The following is a 15,359-nucleotide window of genomic DNA, read 5'->3' as shown; positions in this document are numbered from 1 at the left end:
GCCGCCCTCCTAGGAGTCGGAGCCGGCCGAGCGGCGGTTGGTGCTGCCCGGCTTCTTCGCCGCGGTGCTCTTGGCGGCACCGCCGCTCTTCGCGGGCTTCGCCGCCTGCTCGGCGGTCTTCGCGGCGGCGTCGATCGCGTCGCCCACCGCGTTGGCGGCGTCTTCGACGGCCGAGCTCGCGGCCTTCGCCGTCTTCGAGACACCGCGCTTGGCGGCCTCGGCGGCCTCGCGCACCTCGGACTTCGTCGCACCGGAGCCGCGGGTCGCGTTGCCGATGAACGACTTGGCGGCGTCGAGCACGGTGTCGGAGACGTCGCCGAGCTTGTCCTTGGCGAAGTCGGTGACGGTGTTGACGCCCTGCTGCACGGCCGGTTGGTTCCAGACGCCCTCGGCTGCGCGCTTGATCTGCTCATACCGTTCGCGGCCGGCTCGGGTGCCGAGCACGTAGCCCACACCAAGGCCGACGACGAAGAGGATCTTGCCCTTCATTTCCACCCCATCTCCTGCCGCCTTCGGCACGGCGACCCTTTCAAGGGTAGACCCCGAGCAGATGGGCGCAAGGGGGGTTGACGGAAATATTCCGTTCCGGTCATGAACGCGCCGGGCACGCTCGCGCTACTGCCGTTCCTGCACCGCCAGGTGCCTGATGCGTCCCGCGGCCTCGATCGCGTGCGGAACGACCGAGGCGAGCCCGGTGCCGGCGACCCACGATCCAGTGGCCTCGATCCCCGGCTCGGCCGCGAGCGCGTCCTCGAACTCCGCGACTCGGGCGCGCTGCCCGAGCGCGGCGTGCGAGAGGGCGTCGCGCCACGCCGTGCGCCCGGAGGCGACGAGCGCCGAGGGGTCGAGCTGCACACCGAAGAGGGCCGATGCGTCCGCGATCGCGAGCCGGGCGACCGCCTCGTCGTCGAGCCCCTCGAGCGGATTCGCGGCTCCCGCGCGACCGTAGGAGAGCCGCACGACATGACGCGAGCCGCTGCCGCCGCTCGCATTGGCGGCCTCGGCGAGCCAGGGCCATTTCGCGGAGGAGTGCGTGAGGGCCTTCGCCTGCACCCCGACGGCGTCCGCCGCGACGAGCACGCCGGTGCCGCGCGGGGCCGCATCGAGCACGGGGGCGTCGAGCACGAGGGTGACGATCTCGACGGAGGCGGCGCTCGGCCAGTCCGAGGCATCCGCCCAGCCCTCGACCGCCTGGCCGAGCAGGCGGCGCGAGGTCTGCGCCGGTGCCGCGAGGATGGCGTAGCGCGCGTCGATCACGAGGTCGCGCTCCGGCCCGAGGGCGCGGACGCGCCAGCTCGCCCCCGTTTCGCCCGGCGAGTCGCCGCGTTCCAGCTCGACCACCTCGCGACCCGTCTCCACGACCGCGTCGAACCGGGCGAGCTCGGCGCGCAGCGCGTCGACCAGGCGGTGCATGCCGCCGCGCAGCCCGAGCACGGCGCTGCCGGCGCGGCGGGTCTCCACGAGCTCGCCGACGCCGCCCGACAGCGAGCCGGCGCGGGTCATCGCCGCGTTGAGCCCGGGGGCGACGAGGTCGAGGTCGAGGTCCATCGGGTCGGCGGAGTAGACGCCGGAGGAGATCGGCGTCACGAGCCGCTCGAGCACGGCGGCGCCCATGCGGGAGCGGACGAGCTTGCCGACGCTGTCGGCCCGGCCGATCCGGAGGATCGGCATGAGCCGATCGGCATATGCGCGGATCGCCCCGCCCCAGCCGATGATGGCGCGCACGTCGTCGCCGAGCGGGTTCGCGGGGATGCCGAGCACGCCCGTCTTCGGCAGCGGCGCCGCCCGCAGCCCGGCGCCCCAGACCAGCCAGGCGCCCGCGCGGTTCGGGGTGACGACGTCGTCGGCGAGGCCGAGCGTCTCGAGGAGCTCGGCGACGGAGCCGTTGCGGGTCGCGAACGACTCGGCGCCGGAGTCGAGGGAGAGGCCCTCGAGCTCGATGCGGCCGACGCATCCGCCCGGCTCCTCCTGCCGCTCGACGACGATGACCGAGAGGCCGATCTTGGCGCACTCGAGCGCGGCGACGAGCCCGGCGACGCCGCCGCCGACCACGACGACGTCGCTGCGCCGATGCTCGGGCTCGACCGGCTCGCCCGCCGCGTCCGCGGGGTCGAGGTCGCCGTGGCCGGCGTCGCTGGTCACGCGCCGGCCTCGTGCACGAGCTCGACCACGCGGGTCAGCACCGCCGGGTCGGTCTCCGGCGGCACGCCGTGCCCGAGGTTGAACACGTGGGCGGGCGCGCTGCGACCGCGGCGCAGCACGTCGCGCACCGCATCGGCGAGCACGGGCCACGGCGCCGCGAGCAGGGCGGGATCGAGATTGCCCTGCAGCGGCACGTCACCGCCGACGCGCTGCGCGGTGACATCGAGGGGGATGCGATAGTCGACGCCGACCGTGTCGACGCCGATGTCGTGCATCGCGCCGAGCAGCTCGCCGGTGCCGACGCCGAAGTGCACCACCGGGACGCTGCGGGTCACGGTCGTGGTGCTTCCGGAGCCGTCGCCCAGGCGGCGCTCGTAGGACAGGTCGTGCACGAACGACAGCGCCTTCGCCGAAGCGGGGGCGACGTGGCGCTCGTAGTCGGCGAGCGACAAGGCGCCCGCCCACGAGTCGAAGAGCTGCGCCGCGGAGGTCCCGGCGAGCACCTGGGTGCGCAGGAAGCGCCCGGTGAGCTCGGCCGTCCAGTCCATCAGCGCCCGCCAGGCACCGGGGTCCGCGTGCATCAGGGTGCGCGCGGCGAGGTGATCCTTCGAGGGGCCGCCCTCGGCGAGGTACGCGGCGAGCGTGAAGGGCGCCCCGGCGAACCCGATGAGCGGGGTCGCGCCGGACTCGGCGCCGGAGGGTGCGGTCTCGTTCAGCTCCGCGACCGTGCGGCGCACGGCCTCGGCGATCGGCGCGGCGCGCTCGTCGAGCAGGGCCGGGTCGATCGCGGTGAGCTCGGCCACGGCCTCGGCGTCGGCGTAGCCGCGCGCGAAGACGGGGCCTCGTCCCGGCTCGATCGAGACGTCGACGCCGACGAGCTTCAGCGGTACGACGATGTCGCTGAAGAAGATGCCGGCGTCCACGCCGTGACGGCGGACGGGTTGCAGCGTGATCTCCGCCGCCATCTCGGGATCGAGGCAGGCGTCGAGCATGCGGGTGCCGACGCGGAGCTCGCGGTATTCGGGGAGCGACCGACCGGCCTGGCGCATGAACCAGACGGGCGTCGTCTCGGGTCGTTCGCCGCCATAGGCGCGGACGAGACGGGAATCGGCGGTGAGGCCGGCCTGCAGGGGGTGGGTGGTGTCGAGCATCACCCCGTCATTGTCCCGCACCGCGCTGAACGTGCGCCCTGACGCGCGGTGGTCGCGCCGTCCACTGCCGCGAGTCGCGGCATTTCGCAAAGACCCCTTACCTTTCCGGGCGGTTCGCGCTAGCATCGGTGCCGTTGCGCCATCCCCCAGTGGCGCGACGACGCGTCGACCGCGACGTCGATGCGCCTCCGCACCCCACGGAGAGAGACGACGTGTCCCGAATCGTCACGCCCCAGTCCGCCTTCCCGACCCCCGCCGACGATCGACCCGGCGAGCACCGGCTCGGCCTCACGATCGCCGTGGCGGCCGCCGCGGTCGCGGTCGTGGCCGTGCTGGCCTTCGCCGGCCCGGCGCTCGACGAACTCATCGGCACCCTCCCCGCGGTGCACGGACCGACCGCAGCCGGGATCTTCCTCGCGGTGGTCGGTGTGCTCGCCCTCGCGACGATCGGGGTGCGCTTCGCGCTGCTCACCCGCAACCGGGTCCGACGCCGCGCGCTCGAGGCGCGCTTCGACGGCGGGATCTCCTGCGGACTCCGGCACCGCGAGCTCGAGGACGCCCTGGCCGAACTGCCGGGCTGCGAGGTTCCGCTCGCGACCCGGTACTCGATCGTCGCCGGCCCCGACGGCCTGTCGTTCTGGAACGGGGGCGCCCGACCGCGACGAGCCGCGCACGTCGCCTGGCGCGAGGTCCGGAGCATCCGCCCCGACGAGCTCATCGCGGGCTCGCGACCGGCGCCGGTCGTCCTCGTCCGCGTGCGCCGGCAGGGCGCGAGCATCGCACTGCCGCTCCTGCTCGCCGGTGAGCAGCCCGGCGTCTTCGCCGTCACGGACGCGCCGTTCTACGCCGTCGTGCGGTCATGGAAAGCGCTGCACCGCACCGCGCTCGAGCACGAGGGACTCGAACCGCCGACGAGCACCAGGCCGATCCCGGTGATCACGGCGAGCACGGCGGCGCTCGCCGCCTCGACCTCGCCGCGTCGCGACGCGCGCCGGGGTGCTCGGCACTAACGAGGCGTCCGCCGCCCGTGTTGCGCTCCGGGTCCGACGAGCACTCTACGGCGGGTAGAATCCTCTGGTGCTCATCTGCCTCTCCGCGAGCCACAAGAACGCCGGCTTCGACATGCTCGAACGGCTTTCCGCGTCCGCCGACGCCGCGGCGGGCCGCATCGTCGACGGCCATGCCGCCCTGCAGGGCGCCATCGTGGTCGCCACCTGCAACCGCTTCGAGGCCTACCTCGACCTCGCCACCCCCGACGGCGACTCGCCCGTGCCGGTGGTGCACGAGGCCATCCGCGCCGTGGGCGACGTCGCGGGCCTCGAGCCCGAGGAGCTCCGCAGCACCTTCGACTTCGCGCACGGCAACGCCGTCGCCGGACACCTCTTCTCCGTCGCCTCGGGCCTCGAGTCCGTCGTCGTCGGCGAAGGCGAGATCGCCGGGCAGGTGCGCCGCTCGCTCGAGCGCGCTCGCGACGAGGGCACGACGACGCCGGAGCTCGAGCGACTGTTCCAGCGCGCCTCGCAGACCTCGCGCACGGTGAAGAACCGCACCGGGGTGGGCAGCGCCGGCCGCTCGCTCGTGCGCCTGGCGCTCGAGCTCGCCTCCTCCCGCGTCGCCGACTGGTCGAAGGCGCGGGTGCTGCTCGTCGGCACCGGCCAGTATGCGGGCGCCTCGCTCGCGGCCCTCCGCGACCGGGGGGCCGACGACGTGCGCGTGTACTCCCCCTCCGGGCGGGCCGCGCGCTTCGCCCGGAACCACGGCATCGAGGCCGTGAGCCACGCCGGCTACGCGGTTGCCGCCGCCGCGGCCGATGTGATCATCACCTGCACCACCGCCGACCACCATGTCGTCGACCGGGTGCTCCTCGCCGGCGGCAAGGCGACGCTCGCCGCGTCCCACGTCGCACCGGCGGATGCCGAGGCCTCCGCCGTGCTCGCCGAGTTCCGTGCCTGGTGCCCCGTGCCGGGCGCCGCCCGCAGCGCCCGGCAGCTGGTCATCGACCTCGGAATGCCCCGCAACGTGGCGACCGACGTCGTCGAGGTGGAGGGCGTGGAGCTGCTCGACCTCGAGACGATCCGTCGGCACGCCCCCCTCGAGGAGCTCGGCGCGACCGAGGCCGCCCGCGAACTCGTGAACAGCGCGGCCCGCAACTTCGGCGCCGTCGGCGAGGAACTCGACCTCGCGCCGTCCGTCGTCGCGCTGCGCGCCCACGTCGGCGGCATCCTCGACGCCGAGATCGCACGTGCGAAGAGCCGCGGCCAGGGCGACCCCGACGGCCAGGTCGAGCGGGCGCTGCGGCACATGGCCGGCGTCCTGCTGCACACCCCCATGGTGCGCTCCCGGGAGTTCGCGCGCTCGGGCGAGCAGCGGGCCTGGATCGAGGCGCTCGACGCCCTCTTCGGCGTCCGCGCCGACGGCTCGCGCGAACCGCGCGACGCCTGACTCCCCGCGCGCGGCCGCACGGCCGGGGCCGCCGGCGCGTCCCCGCTGTCGCCCGCTCCGGGTAGCGTCGTGCCATGACCGCCGACGCCGCCGCCGCCAGTTCCGCCGACGCTTCCACCGAGGGGCCGCCGGCCGGGTCCGTGGCCGAGTCCGTGGCGGGGTCCGTGGCCGGGTCCGTGGCCGGGCCTCCGAGCGAGGCGCCCTCGCTCGCGTTGCCGTTCGACGCCGAGGCGATCGAGCGCGAGCCGATCGTGACCGAGCGCCTGCTGATCCGGCCGCTCGTCGCCGACGACAGCGACGACGTCTGGGAGTACCAACGCCTACCCGAGGTGCTCCGCTACATCCCGTGGCCCGAGCGCAGCCGCGACGAGGCGCACGAGCACACCATGCGGCGCGTGGGCAGCCGGCTTCTCGCCGAGGACGGCGACAATGTGCACGTCGCGATGGTCCTCGTGGGCGAGCCCTCCCCCACCGGGTCCGGTCGCGACCGGGTCGTCGGCGATGTCATGGTGCGCGTGGCGAGCGTCGAGCACGCGCGGCTCGAGCTCGGCTGGGTGCTGCATCCCGACTTCCAGGGCCGCGGGCTCGCCGCCGAGGCGACCGCCGCCGTGCTCGCCTTCGCGTTCGACACGCTGCAGGCGCATCGCGTGCTCGCGGAGCTCATCCCGGCGAACACCGCCTCGGCGAGACTCTGTCTGCGCCTCGGCATGCGTCACGAGGCGACGTTCGTCGAAGAGGAGTACGACCGCGTCGCGGGCAGGTGGCTCGACATGGCCTACTACGGCATCCTGCGCCGCGAGCACACCGCGGCCCGCCTCGCCGGCTGAACCGGCGGGTCGGCGGAGCCGCCGCCTCGGTACACTCGCACACACGCGGCGCCGCGGCCGCGTTCGACGAGGGGGCGCCGATGACCGAACGAGACGATCCGAGCTCGAGTTCCGACGCGGCATCCGCGCCGGCCTCCGAGCCCCGCCGCTCGCGTCGCGACTTCCTGAAGATCGGCGGGGCGGCCGCTGCGGGCGCCGTCGTCGGCGGCGGTGCCGGTGCCGCGATCGGCGCGGCGATCGGTCACCGCGCGGGGTTCGCCGAGGGCACCGACGACTTCGCCGGCCTCGTGCCGCGCTCCGAGCCCGGCTTCGACCACCTCGTCGTCGTCATGGGTGAGAACCGCTCCTTCGACAACCTGCTGGGCTGGCTCTACACGCCCGACTCGCTCCCCGCCGGGCAGGACTTCGACGGCCTCGCCTTCGGCGACTACGGCAACGTCGGGCCCGACGGCACCCGCGTGCCCGCTCACGTCTACGACGGCCCCACCGACCAGATCATGAGCAAGCCCGACCCCGACCCGGGCGAGGAGTACCCGCACGTCAACACCCAGATCTTCGACACGATCGACCCGGCCACGAACGCCGAGCTCTACGTCGACGAGATGCTGGCGCCGTACAACGCCCCGAAGCGCGGCGAGCAGCCGAAGATGAGCGGCTTCCTGAAGGACTACCACGTCAACTACCGGCGGCTGAGGAAGGGCGCCGAGCCGACGGCCGCGGAGGCGCGGCAGATCATGGGCTCCTTCTCGCCAGAGATGCTGCCCGTGCTGTCGACCCTCGCGAGCGAGTTCGCCGTGTTCGACCACTGGTACTGCGCGGTGCCGTCGCAGACGTTCTGCAACCGCTCCTTCTTCCACGCCTCGACCTCGCACGGCTTCGTCACGAACCAGGGCGACGGCGGCTACCGCAAGTGGCTCGACGCCCCGGCCTCCCCGACGATCTTCAACCGCCTCGAGGAGGCGGGCATCCCGTGGCGCGTCTACTTCGACGAACTGCAGATCGTGTCGTTCACCGGCGTGCTGCACGCTCCGGTGCTCGAGAAGTACTGGCGCACCGAACGCTTCGCGACGATGGCCGACTTCTACGAGGACGTGAAGCGCGGCACCCTGCCGGCGTACGCGTTCATCGAGCCGCGGATGGTCTACAACCACAACGACTTCCACCCGCCGTTCGGCGTGCTCCGGGAGAGCGACGTCGACGGCCAGGAAGTCATCGACAGCGCCGTCTCCGATGTCCGCGCGGGCGAGGCCCTCATCCACGACATCTACACGGCAATCAAGGAGAGCGCCGCGCCGAAGGGCTCGAACGCCGTGAACACGATGCTGCTCATCACCTTCGACGAGCACGGCGGCACCTACGACCATGTGCCCCCACCCGGGGCGGTACCGCCGCACGAGGACGCGAAGCCCGGCGAGATGGGCTTCGAGTTCGACCGGCTCGGATGCCGCGTGCCGGCCATCGCCGTGTCCGCGTACACACGCGCGGGCACCGTCGTGAACACCGAGATGCAGCACGCCTCCGTCGTGTCGACCCTGAGCCGGCTGCACGGGTTGAAACCGCTCACCCGGCGCGACGTCGGCGTGAACGACCTCTTCGACGTCGTGAACCTCGACCAGCCCAGGCATCCGTCGGACTGGCCGACGACGCATCCGCAGTACACGCCGCCGAATCCCGAGAAGGATGCCCCGCATCCGGCGCACACGCACCAGGACAAGCCGCTGAGCCCGCCGGCCCGGGGGCTGCTCGGCATCCTGCTCGCGAAGTACGGCGCGCCCGACCAGGAGCAGCCCGAGACGTACGCCGAGGCGTACGAACTCCTGCACGACTACGGCATCGGCCTGTTCGGCAAGCCCTGAGCGTCCTGGTTCGCTGAGCTTGTCGAAGCGCCCCAGCCCGCCGGTCCCGTCCTGGTTCGCTGAGCTCGTCGAAGCGCCCCAGCCCGACCCCGCTTCGACAAGCTCAGCGAACCACCCGGCCCGACCCCGCTTCGACGAGCTCAGCGAACCACCCAGCCCGACCCCGCTTCGACGAGCTCAGCGAACCACGCAACCCCGCTTCGACGAGCTCAGCGAACCACGCCCGTCACTCCGCGCGGGTGAGGGTGCGCACGAGTGCCATCGCCTCCTTGGGTGACACCTCCGGCAGGTACGCCTTGCCGACCGCGACGCCGATCGCGGGCAGCATCAGGGGGTCGGCGTAGCTCATCGAGATCGTGCGGTACTCGGGGTTGAACTTCGCCTTGAAGCGGAACAGCGAGGAGAAGCCGTAGGCGGGTTCGAGCGTGCGTCCGAGCCACTCGAGCAGTCGGCTCATCGCGGTCGGCGGGGGCGGCTCCTCGCCCGGGGCGAGCGGCTTCGTGGCGAGCGGCGCGCCCGAGAGGCTCAGCACCTCGGCGCCGGCCTCTTTCATGTGCAGGGCGGCGGAGGCGATGAGGAACTCCATGATGCCGTTCATCGAGCCGTCGGCCCGGCGCATGAAGTCGATCGTCCACCCGACGACCTCGCCGTCGCGGTGCACGGGCAGCCAGCTCGTCACCGCCTGCAGTCGGCCGTCGGGCCCGACCGCGAGCATGAGTCGCACCTCGGGGTCCTTCAGCTCCGCCATCCCGCCGAGCGTGAAGCCCATCTCGGGCAGTTCCTTCTCGGCGACCCACTCCTCGGAGATCGCGGTGATCTCGGCGACCGTGGGTCGGGGCAGCTCGTCCCAGCTCGCCCAGACGGTCGTCATGCCCTCCTTGATGCCGCGGTTCAGGGCCTGCCGCACCTTCTGCCAGGGTTTGCCGGTGAGCTCGAGCCCGGTCGTCCGCACGACGGTCTCCTCGCCGACCGACATGTGCTGCCAGCCGAGCTCGTCGAAGACGGGCAGCAGCTCGTCGTGCACGCTGTAGAACACGGGACTCCAGTTGCGCGAGTCGCAGAACGCGGCGAACTCGCGCACGGTGCGTTCGAGCCGCTCGGGCGCGCAGACCGGGTCGGACATCGTGATGGCGACGCCGTTGATCTCGCGGTAGGCGACGGCCGCCTCGCCATCCTCGCTGAACCATGGCGTGTTGCCTGGCCAGGTCGTCATGAAGCCGAGCGTGCCGCCACCGTACCGGTGCAGCAGCGCCCGCAGCCGCGCCTCGTCGCCCTCGGCGACCGGCCCGGCCGGGCGGTGCATCACCCGCACGGCCGCGACGACGAAGACGGTCCAGAAGAGCACCCCGACCCACTCGTAGAGGAAGCTCGCGAAGTCGTGCCCGGGCAGCACGATGGGGTCCGTCGCCGCGAGGAAGTGCGGCGGCACGAAGCGCTTGAGCGTGTCGAGGGCGACGTCGCCGGGCGTCGCCTGCGGCCAGTACTCCCGGATCGTCGTGAGGCCCACGGCGAGGTAGACGACGGCCAGCACCACGAACGAGCCCCCGACGATCGCGACGAAGCGCCCCAGCGCCCGCCGCTGCAGGCGGATCCGGAAGTGCCGCCGGGTCACGACGAGCAGCACGATCACCGCGATCGGCAAGAGCGCGATCGCCGCGAGCCAGACGAGGAGCTCGCCGAGGTCGAACACCGACCAGTCGCCCGAGTCGAGGTCGCCCAGTTCGTTCGTGACCTCGAAGGCGGGGCGTGCGAACAGCAGGATGGCGGCGTTCACCGCGATGGCGAGCCAGAGCGCGAAGCGCCGGCCCTGGTGCAGTCCCCAGGCCGCGAGGAGCAGCAGCACGACCGGCAGGAAGGAGAGCAGGAACATCCCCACCCCTTGCGCCGAGAGCAGGGTCAACTGGCGCAGGCACTCCTCCGCGAGCGGGGCCGTGTCGCCGCAGCTGCGCTCGACGGCGTCGAGGTCGACGGGCTGATCCGCGAAGAGGAAGGAGCCGAAGGCGAAGGGGGTCAGCTCGGTGCGGGTCGCGAAGGCGACCACCGGGCCGAGGCCGGTGACCGCGACCACGGCGGCGATGAGGGTGCGCGTCTCGCGGTGCGAGCTGCGCGGGATGCGGAGCACGGATGCGTCGCGCGCGAGCAGTGCGCCGAAGGGGCCGGCCACGAGCACCGCGATGAGCCGGTACACATCGGAGGAGTCGCCGTCGTACAGCACGAAGATGCAGAGGAACGCGAGCGTCACGACTCGGAACCGGCGGCGCCACAGCGGCCCCATGAACGCGGTCGCGGTGATCAGCGCGCCCGCGACGCCGGTGAGCGGGTCGAGCGTGAGGTCGACCGAGGTGCCGCTCGCCCACCACTCGCCGGCGAGCGAGCCGACCCACTGCAGCAGGACGCCGACGAGCACGCCGATCGCGCCGGTCACGAGGAGGGCGAGCACGGTGCGGGCGGTGCCCATCCGTCGTTCCGCGATGCCGAGCAGCAGCACGGCCGCGAGCACGCCGGCGACGAGCTGGAACGGGTCCCACGGGATGAGGAGCGCGCTCAGCACGGTCCACCACCGGCCCGCGTCGATCGTCGTCTGCACGCCCGCGGCCCACTGCGCCTCCGTCGCCTGGGAGGGCGGGCCGGCGATCGTGCCGGCGAGCGCGGCCGTCACGATCAGGAGCAGCGCGAAGGCGAGACTGAACGGGATGCGCCGGGCGAACTGCCCGAGCGCCTCGCCGGTCGATCGGAGCCGGCCGACGGGCTCCGCGTCGAGCACGGCCTGGGCGCCTCCGCCCGGCCGCTGCTCGGCCCCCGCGCTCACGGCGCCACCAGCCCGAGCCGTGGGTACAGCACGTCGAAGCCCTCGTCCAGCCCGCCGAGGAGAGCGGAGACGCCGTGGTCGGCGCCGGGCACGATGAACGTCGTCGTCGCCATCCCGGCGATGGTCGCGGCATCCGCCAGCGCCTCCGCGCTCGCGACGTAGGCCGGATCGTTCTCGCCCGCCGTGAAGATCGCCGTCGTGTCGGCGTACGGGGCCTTCGCCGCCATGATGTTCACGGGCTTCACGGCGTCGTAGGCGGCCTGGTCGCCGCCGAAGACGTCGCGCAGCGTGTCCTGCGGGTGCTCGGCGCCCGCGTACTCGACGGGCGAGACGGAGAGGAGGTTCCCGAAGACCTCCGGGTACTTGGCCCCGAAGTAGGCGGCGCAGCCGCCGCCGTTGGAGTAGCCGGCGACGGTCCAGCTCGCGGCGCCCCGCAGCACGTCGAGGTGCTCGCGGGCCCAGGGCACGACATCCTGCATCACGTAGCTCTCCGCCTTCCCGAGGTCCGTATCGAGGCACATGGGGTCGTCCGCCGGATCGCCGAGCTGATCGACGACGAGGGCGATCGGCGCGAGGCCGTCGTGGGCGGCCGCGTGCTCGTCGAGCACCTTCGCGATGAACTGCGGATCGGGATCGCCCGGCTGGCCCATCATCATGATCACGAGCGGCAGCCGCGGTGCGTCGGCGACGAGGGCCGCCGGCGGCAGGTAGAGCTGCGCCGGCCGCGCGTCGAATCCCGAGTTCGTGTTCGGGATGCCGCCCGGCACGAGTCCCGTCTCGCCGTGCGCCGGCAGATCGGCCGGCGGCTTCCAGGTGGCGTACAGCGGCTCGGCGGGATCGCTCGTCTCGGCGGGATCCGGCGGCGGAATGTCGATCGGGTCCGCCGTCGAGATGCCGAGCATCGCGCCGATCGTGGTGTCGATGCCGTACGCGGCGTTCACGCCGACGGCCGCGGTGACCGCGAAGACCGGGATGGCCATGAGCGCGATGAGCTTGCGCCACCAGCGCGAGCGCCAGAGGTTCCAGATCGCGAGGAGGATCGCACCCGAAGCGAGCGGCACCCACAGCCATGCGGCGTCGGCGACGGGGCCTCCGAAGAGGTCCAACAGGTTCACGCACAGCCACAGTGCCGCGCCGCCGATGAGGCCGCCGACGATGAGGATGACGATCGCCGTCATCACCCAACCGCCGCTGCGCTCGCGGCCGAGGAGGTAGAGCAGCAGGAGCACGGCCAGCACCGAGAGGGCGATCGGGAACCAGCCGTCGATCACGCTCACCTCGAGCAGCGCGTCCAGCATGCGACCCCCCAGTCCCCCCGCGTTGAGCACAGGGTAGCGGGCTGGGGCCAGGCGCCCGAGGATTTCCGTAGGATTGCATCTGAACCCCCTTCACCGACCATTGGAGCCACCGTGGCCGCACCCAGCACGCTCGACGCCGTCATCACCCTCGCCCAGCACCGCGGGTTCGTCTTCCAAGCCGGTGAGATCTACGGCGGCTCGCGCTCCGCGTGGGACTACGGCCCCCTCGGCGTCGAGCTGAAGGAGAACATCAAGCGCCAGTGGTGGCGCTACATGGTGCAGCAGCGCGACGACATCGTCGGCCTCGACTCGAGCGTGATCCTGCCCCGTCAGGTGTGGGAGGCCTCCGGCCACGTCGAGGTGTTCAGCGACCCGCTCATCGAGTGCCTCAGCTGTCACAAGCGCTTCCGGGAAGACCACCTCATCGAGGCCTTCGAGGCCAAGAAGGGCCGCGAGCCCGAGGGCGGCCTCGCCGAGATCGTCTGCCCGAACTGCGGCACGCGCGGACAGTGGACCGAGCCGCGCGCGTTCTCGGGCCTGCTGAAGACCTACCTCGGCGTCGTCGACGACGAGTCGGGCCTGCACTACCTGCGCCCCGAGACCGCGCAGGGCATCTTCGTGAACTTCGCGAACGTGCTGCAGGCGGCGCGCATGAAGCCCCCGTTCGGCATCGCGCAGATCGGCAAGAGCTTCCGCAACGAGATCACGCCGGGCAACTTCATCTTCCGCACCCGCGAGTTCGAGCAGATGGAGATGGAGTACTTCGTCGAGCCCGGCACCGACGAGGAGTGGTTCGACTACTGGATCCAGCACTGCTGGGACTGGTTCACCGACCTCGGCATCGACCCCGAGAACATCCGGCAGTACGAGCACCCGAAAGAGAAGCTCAGCCACTACTCGAAGCGCACGATCGACATCGAGTACCGCTTCGGCTTCACCGGCGGCGAGTGGGGCGAGCTCATGGGCGTCGCGAACCGCACCGACTTCGACCTGTCGACGCACTCGAAGCACTCCGGCAAAGACCTGTCGTACTTCGACCAGTCGAAGAACGAGCGCTGGGTGCCGTACGTGATCGAGCCGGCGTTCGGCCTCACGCGTGCCCTGATGGCGTTCCTCGTCGACGCGTACCACGTCGAGGAGGTGCAGAACGCGAAGGGCGGCACCGACCAGCGCACCGTGCTGAAGCTCGACCCGCGCCTCGCCCCGGTGAAGGCCGCCGTGCTGCCGCTGTCGCGCAACGAGAAGCTCTCGCCGCTCGCTCGCGACCTCGCCGCGAAGCTGCGCCGCACCTGGAACATCGACTTCGACGACGCCGGCGCCATCGGCCGCCGCTACCGCCGTCAGGACGAGATCGGCACCCCGTTCTGCATCACGGTCGACTTCGACTCGCTCGACGACGACGCGGTGACGGTGCGTGACCGCGACACCATGTCGCAGGAACGCGTGCCGCTCGCCGAGCTCGAGGGCTACCTGGCGACGCGCCTGCTCGGCGCCTGACCCTGAGCTCGTGGTGACGACGGTCGACGGCTCGGAATCCGGCTCGGGTGCGCCCGAGGCATCCGCCCTGCCCGATCTCCTCGTCGCGGCGATCGCGCTCGTCCGCGATCGCCGGGTGCTCATGGTGACGGCCCGCGAGCGCGAGGTGCATTACATGCCGGGCGGCAAGATCGACCCGGGCGAGACGGCCGCCGAGGCGGCCGCCCGCGAGGCCCGTGAGGAGGTCTCGCTCGAGCTCGACCCCGTCGAGCTCGATGAGCTCTTCGAGGTCGTCACGCAGGCGCACGGCGAGCCGGACGGGCGGATGGTCCGCATGCGCGTCTTCCTGACGCGGACGGATGCCTCGCCTCGGGCGTCGGCCGAGGTCGGCGCGCTGCACTGGGTGACGACGGCCGAGCTCGACCGCTGCCCGCCTGCTGGGGCCGAGGTGCTCCGGCGCCTGGCCGCGAGCGGACTCATCGACTAGGGCGGCGCGGGCGACATGGAGTTCGACACCACCAGCGACACGGGCTGGATCGGCGACGTGCGTGAACTGGCGCACGAGCTCTCGGATTCGTCGGCCGCGTTCGCGCGGGCGACCGAAGCGGTCTCGGACGCGCTGTTCGTCGCGTTGCGATCGATGCCGCGAGAGCTGTCGCCGCGCTCGTTCGTCCGATACGAACGCCGCGATGCGGTGCTCATCGTCGACCTGCGGGTCGCGGAGGAAGACCTCGTCGACCTGACGACGGATGAGCAACGACGACTCCTCGGCCCGCAGCTCCTGGAGCTGGTGTCGCGAGGCACGAACTCGCGGACGGCAACGTGGAGCCAGCAGGAGCGATCACTCATCCGCGACGAGTTCGAGCGGATGCTGTCGAGGCTGAACTGGCTGCCCGCTGAGGGTTGAGGGCTGAGGGCGTCGCCGAGTTCTCCACAGCGCCACTTCGGTGTCGAGTTTCGAAGGTGTGTTCGATAGTCTGGGTGCATGAGCGCGCAGCATCCCGTCGACCCGGCTGGCCCGGCCGACCCGGCTGGCCCGGCCGACCTGGCTGGCCTGGTTGGCCTGGCTGGCCCGGCTGTGAGCGGTGTGCCCGGGGAGTGGGCTGACCCGGACTGGCCGTCGTTGGATGGGTGGCGGGCGGCGTCGGCGGCGGGCGGGTCGCGGGCGGTGTTCGCCGAGCTGCAGGCCACCCTCGATGCCGCCGAGGGCGCGCTATTGGAATCCAACCGGATGCACGCCGCACAGCTCGACGCGTACCGGCAGGCCTTCGCCCTCGCCGACGCGCACCCCGAGCTGTACGTCCACACCGAAACCCACCATGCGGAGTCCCGGGGCGGCATCCCCGTCGCGGAACTCG

At 72.3% G+C, this 15,359-nt stretch carries 13 protein-coding genes; 8 read left to right on the top strand and 5 right to left on the bottom strand.

Annotation, left to right across the window (positions count from 1 at the left end; all coding sequences use genetic code 11):
• Nucleotides 1-9: 9 nt before the first annotated feature.
• The 3 genes from M3147_RS18450 to hemE all read right to left on the bottom strand — a co-directional run bounded on the left by M3147_RS18450 (nucleotide 10) and on the right by hemE (nucleotide 3,293).
• Nucleotides 10-489 carry a YtxH domain-containing protein gene (locus M3147_RS18450; protein WP_251204880.1) on the bottom strand — a complete coding sequence of 160 codons (480 nt, stop codon included), beginning with the start codon at nucleotides 487-489 and terminating at the stop codon, nucleotides 10-12.
• Nucleotides 490-615: 126 nt separating this feature from the next.
• Entirely contained in the window at nucleotides 616-2,142 is a 1,527-nt protein-coding gene (hemG, locus tag M3147_RS18445) for a protoporphyrinogen oxidase (protein ID WP_251204879.1), read from the bottom strand.
• Entirely contained in the window at nucleotides 2,139-3,293 is a 1,155-nt protein-coding gene (gene hemE, locus M3147_RS18440) for a uroporphyrinogen decarboxylase (RefSeq protein WP_251204878.1), read from the bottom strand. The genes hemG and hemE overlap by 4 nt, the downstream gene beginning before the upstream one ends.
• A 212-nt stretch (nucleotides 3,294-3,505) precedes the next feature.
• On the opposite strand from hemE, the gene M3147_RS18435 reads away from it, so the two are divergent.
• The 4 genes from M3147_RS18435 to M3147_RS18420 all read left to right on the top strand — a co-directional run bounded on the left by M3147_RS18435 (nucleotide 3,506) and on the right by M3147_RS18420 (nucleotide 8,418).
• Nucleotides 3,506-4,303 carry a hypothetical protein gene (locus tag M3147_RS18435; RefSeq protein WP_251204877.1) on the top strand — a complete coding sequence of 266 codons (798 nt, stop codon included), beginning with the start codon at nucleotides 3,506-3,508 and terminating at the stop codon, nucleotides 4,301-4,303.
• Between the two features lie 67 nt (nucleotides 4,304-4,370).
• Nucleotides 4,371-5,735: a glutamyl-tRNA reductase gene (locus M3147_RS18430; RefSeq protein WP_251204876.1), complete on the top strand. Its 1,365-nt coding sequence runs from the start codon at nucleotides 4,371-4,373 to the stop codon at nucleotides 5,733-5,735.
• A gap of 74 nt (nucleotides 5,736-5,809) precedes the next feature.
• Nucleotides 5,810-6,562 carry a GNAT family N-acetyltransferase gene (locus tag M3147_RS18425; RefSeq protein ID WP_251204875.1) on the top strand — a complete coding sequence of 251 codons (753 nt, stop codon included), beginning with the start codon at nucleotides 5,810-5,812 and terminating at the stop codon, nucleotides 6,560-6,562.
• Between the two features lie 80 nt (nucleotides 6,563-6,642).
• Nucleotides 6,643-8,418 carry an alkaline phosphatase family protein gene (locus M3147_RS18420; RefSeq protein WP_251204874.1) on the top strand — a complete coding sequence of 592 codons (1,776 nt, stop codon included), beginning with the start codon at nucleotides 6,643-6,645 and terminating at the stop codon, nucleotides 8,416-8,418.
• A 226-nt stretch (nucleotides 8,419-8,644) separates the two neighbouring features.
• On the opposite strand, the gene M3147_RS19605 is transcribed toward M3147_RS18420, so the two are convergent.
• Nucleotides 8,645-11,227, bottom strand: coding sequence for a bifunctional lysylphosphatidylglycerol flippase/synthetase MprF (locus M3147_RS19605; protein WP_251204873.1), 2,583 nt, complete (start codon nucleotides 11,225-11,227; stop codon nucleotides 8,645-8,647).
• A complete protein-coding gene (locus M3147_RS18410; protein ID WP_251204872.1) occupies nucleotides 11,224-12,525 on the bottom strand; it encodes an alpha/beta hydrolase in 1,302 nt (433 codons plus the stop codon). The genes M3147_RS19605 and M3147_RS18410 overlap by 4 nt, the downstream gene beginning before the upstream one ends.
• Nucleotides 12,526-12,636: 111 nt before the next feature.
• On the opposite strand from M3147_RS18410, the gene M3147_RS18405 reads away from it, so the two are divergent.
• The 4 genes from M3147_RS18405 to M3147_RS18390 all read left to right on the top strand — a co-directional run.
• Entirely contained in the window at nucleotides 12,637-14,022 is a 1,386-nt protein-coding gene (locus M3147_RS18405) for a glycine--tRNA ligase (RefSeq protein WP_251204871.1), read from the top strand.
• 10 nt (nucleotides 14,023-14,032) lie between these two features.
• Entirely contained in the window at nucleotides 14,033-14,488 is a 456-nt protein-coding gene (locus M3147_RS18400) for an NUDIX hydrolase (RefSeq protein WP_251204870.1), read from the top strand.
• Nucleotides 14,489-14,503: 15 nt separating this feature from the next.
• The gene (locus M3147_RS18395; protein WP_251204869.1) at nucleotides 14,504-14,908 is read left to right on the top strand and encodes a hypothetical protein; all 405 of its coding nucleotides are present in this window, start codon (nucleotides 14,504-14,506) and stop codon (nucleotides 14,906-14,908) included.
• A gap of 78 nt (nucleotides 14,909-14,986) precedes the next feature.
• Nucleotides 14,987-15,359, top strand: a 373-nt coding sequence (locus M3147_RS18390; RefSeq protein ID WP_439954213.1) for a hypothetical protein, incomplete at its 3' end; no start/stop codon positions are given.

Source organism: Agromyces mediolanus (genome assembly GCF_023715325.1).
GTDB lineage: Bacteria > Actinomycetota > Actinomycetes > Actinomycetales > Microbacteriaceae > Agromyces > Agromyces mediolanus_A.
This window is presented reverse-complemented; position numbering and strand designations above follow the sequence as displayed.